General features: G+C 63.9%; 4 protein-coding genes. All 4 read left to right on the top strand.

Features of this window, described 5'->3' with window-relative positions; all coding sequences use genetic code 11:
• The first annotated feature begins 14 nt into the window (after positions 1-14).
• On the top strand, positions 15-710 hold the full coding sequence (rpsC, locus tag BGN91_RS08910; RefSeq protein WP_292612381.1) for a 30S ribosomal protein S3: 696 nt from the start codon (positions 15-17) through the stop codon (positions 708-710).
• A gap of 83 nt (positions 711-793) precedes the next feature.
• Positions 794-1,207, top strand: a complete 414-nt coding sequence (rplP, locus tag BGN91_RS08905) for a 50S ribosomal protein L16 (protein WP_292612377.1) — start codon at positions 794-796, stop codon at positions 1,205-1,207.
• 5 nt (positions 1,208-1,212) lie between these two features.
• Positions 1,213-1,419: a 50S ribosomal protein L29 gene (gene rpmC, locus BGN91_RS08900; RefSeq protein ID WP_292612375.1), complete on the top strand. Its 207-nt coding sequence runs from the start codon at positions 1,213-1,215 to the stop codon at positions 1,417-1,419.
• An 11-nt stretch (positions 1,420-1,430) separates the two neighbouring features.
• Positions 1,431-1,608 (top strand): 30S ribosomal protein S17 (gene rpsQ, locus BGN91_RS08895; protein ID WP_292612379.1); only part of this gene is annotated, 178 nt, incomplete at its 3' end.

Here is a 1,608-nt window from a genome sequence, read left to right as displayed (position 1 = left end):
CGCAGGAGAAAACGATGGGTCAAAAGATCAATCCAATCGGGCTGCGTCTGGGCATCAACCGGACCTGGGATTCCCGTTGGTATGCCGGCAAAAGCGAGTACGGCAAGCTGCTGCACGAGGACGTCAAGATCCGCGAGCTTCTGCACAAGGAGCTCAAGCAGGCGGCGGTGGCGCGCATCGTGATCGAGCGTCCGCACAAGAAGTGCCGCGTGACGATCCATTCGGCGCGTCCCGGCGTCGTGATCGGCAAGAAGGGCGCCGATATCGACAAGCTCCGCAAGAGGGTCGCCGACATCACCTCGTCGGACGTCGTCATCAACATCGTCGAAATTCGCAAGCCGGAGCTTGACGCCACGCTGGTCGCCGAATCGATCGCGCAACAGCTCGAACGCCGCGTCGCGTTCCGCCGCGCGATGAAACGCGCCGTGCAGTCGGCGATGCGTCTCGGCGCCGAAGGCATCCGCATCAACTGTTCGGGCCGTCTGGGCGGCGCCGAAATCGCCCGCATGGAGTGGTATCGCGAAGGCCGCGTGCCGCTGCACACGCTGCGCGCCGACGTCGATTACGGCGTCGCCACGGCGTTCACGACGTTCGGCACCTGCGGCGTCAAGGTCTGGATCTTCAAGGGCGAGATCCTCGAGCACGATCCGATGGCCCAGGACAAGCGGCTGGCCGGCGACGACAACCGTCCGCGCCGCGACGCGGCTTGAACGACAGCATGATCCCGAAAAGTGGTTCACCGGTTTTCGGAGCGGATCATGCGCAATAGACAGAAGGTTTGAGGGCGTAAGCCATGATGCAACCCAAGAAGACCAAGTTCCGGAAGGCGCACAAGGGCCGCATCCACGGCACCGCGTCATCGGGCGCGACGCTGGCGTTCGGCCAGTTCGGCCTGAAGGCGATGGCGCCCGAGCGCATCACGGCGCGTCAGATCGAAGCCGCGCGGCGCGCGCTGACGCGTCATATGAAGCGCGCCGGCCGCGTCTGGATTCGCGTGTTTCCGGATGTGCCCGTCTCGAAGAAGCCGGCCGAGGTTCGCATGGGCTCGGGCAAGGGCGCACCGGAATTGTGGGTGGTGCGGGTCAAGCCGGGCCGGGTCCTTTTCGAGATCGACGGCGTGGCCGCGCAGACCGCGAAGGAAGCGCTGACGCTGGCCGCCGCAAAGCTGCCGATCAAGACGCGCTTCGTCGCGCGCATCGCGGAGTAACCGACATGGCCGCAATGAAGACCGCCGACATTCGCGCGATGACCCCCGACCAGATGGACGACGCCATCGCCAGCCTGAAGAAGGAGCGGTTCAATCTGCGCTTCCAGCGCGCCACCGGGCAGTTGGAGAACACCTCGCGAATGCGGGAAGCGCGCCGCGATATCGCACGGATCAAGACCATCGCCGCGCAAAAGCGCGACGCGAAGAAATAAGGGGCTTATAGATGCCGAAACGTACGCTGCAGGGCGTGGTCGTCAGCGACAAGCAAGCCAAGACGGTTGTGGTGCGCGTCGATCGCCGCTTTACCCATCCGATCTACAAGAAGACCATTCGCCGCTCGAAAAACTATCACGCGCATGACGAGAACAACGAGTTCAAGCCCGGCGACATGGTGTGGATCG

The organism is Nitrobacter sp. 62-13, assembly GCF_001896955.1.
In the GTDB taxonomy this organism is placed as follows: Bacteria; Pseudomonadota; Alphaproteobacteria; order Rhizobiales; family Xanthobacteraceae; genus Nitrobacter.
This window is presented reverse-complemented; position numbering and strand designations above follow the sequence as displayed.

Coding starts and splice junctions, on each gene's coding strand:
- rpmC (WP_292612375.1), top strand. CDS start 1,213: ATGGCCGCAATGAAGACCGCCGACATTCGCGCGATGACCCCCGACCAG.
- rplP (WP_292612377.1), top strand. CDS start 794: ATGATGCAACCCAAGAAGACCAAGTTCCGGAAGGCGCACAAGGGCCGC.
- rpsC (WP_292612381.1), top strand. CDS start 15: ATGGGTCAAAAGATCAATCCAATCGGGCTGCGTCTGGGCATCAACCGG.